Origin of the sequence: Pseudomonas sp. BAV 4579 (assembly GCF_009765395.1) — a bacterium.
Lineage (GTDB): Bacteria > Pseudomonadota > Gammaproteobacteria > Pseudomonadales > Pseudomonadaceae > Chryseomonas > Chryseomonas aestiva.
This window is the reverse complement of sequence record NZ_WHOV01000260.1, coordinates 1-1,001: the sequence shown is the minus strand read 5'-3', so window position 1 is coordinate 1,001 and position 1,001 is coordinate 1. Positions and strand designations below refer to the sequence as shown.

Annotated in this window: 1 pseudogene; it reads left to right on the top strand. The window is 57.3% G+C overall.

What is annotated here, in order from left to right:
• Positions 1-646 (top strand): annotated as a pseudogene (locus GSQ95_RS25890) (ISNCY family transposase); the annotation flags it as partial.
• Positions 647-1,001: the final 355 nt, after the last annotated feature.

Here is a 1,001-nt window from a genome sequence, read left to right as displayed (position 1 = left end):
CGTCGAGCGAGCCCATCTCACCTTGCAGGATCGCCTGGTCAAGGAACTGCGACTACGAAACATCAGCACCGTCGAAGCCGCCAATGCTTATCTGCCGCTCTTCATTGCCGATCACAATCGCCGCTTCGGCAAACCGGCCCGCTCGGACTTCGATGCGCACCGGCCAGTACGCGACGACGAGGACCTGTCTTTAACCTTGACATGGCGGGAACCGCGGCGGGTATCGAAAAGCCTCACGCTGCAGTACGACAGACGTCTCTATGTCCTGCACGACAAGGTACAAGCACGAGCTTTAGCAGGCCGATACGCAGAGATCTATCACTACCCTGACGGCCGAATTGAGGTCCGATCAGCAGGAATTACCTTTTCCTACGAGACGTTGGATCAGTTGCCTGAGGTCAGCCAAGGCACCATCGTGGAAAACAAGCGGCTGGGCCACGTCTTGCAGGTCGCGCAGCGGATGCAAGAGCAACGCGATAGCCGTCGGTCCCAAGCGGTACCTGGCAATCCAAAGCCAACCAAAGCGCAGCGCCAAGAGCCGCCGAAGAAGAAGGCGAAAGATTTCATGCCGGAGGATATCGTGGCTGCCCTCGATAAAGGCCGGCCTCCGAAGCGTAGCCGTTATGCGTCAGTCAATCAGCGCTGAAGGGCTCCGTGCGCTTGTAGCGGCCGGGGCCGCATACGACGTGCACGCAATTCCAGGTCCCGACAGCCATGGGTGGTAATTGCAGGTGCGTTACAGCAAAGAGAGCCGACATTTTCCTCTCCGCTCTAGACGCGAAGTAGTAAGGGTATTTCGGTCACTCGATACGCTCAACAGGTATGCACAGGGCATTGGAATACGAGGGTTCAGGGTCGAAAGCTGACTACTTTGTAATCCTCGGCCCAGTCTACTGAAAGCTTTCCAGCGCTACCTTGTGGTCCGCGGCATGTGCCTCTGTGTTTGCCTAGGGCTTGTCTGAAAAGTCGTGTTTGCTAGCCTGCCCCTGTGATGGCGATGG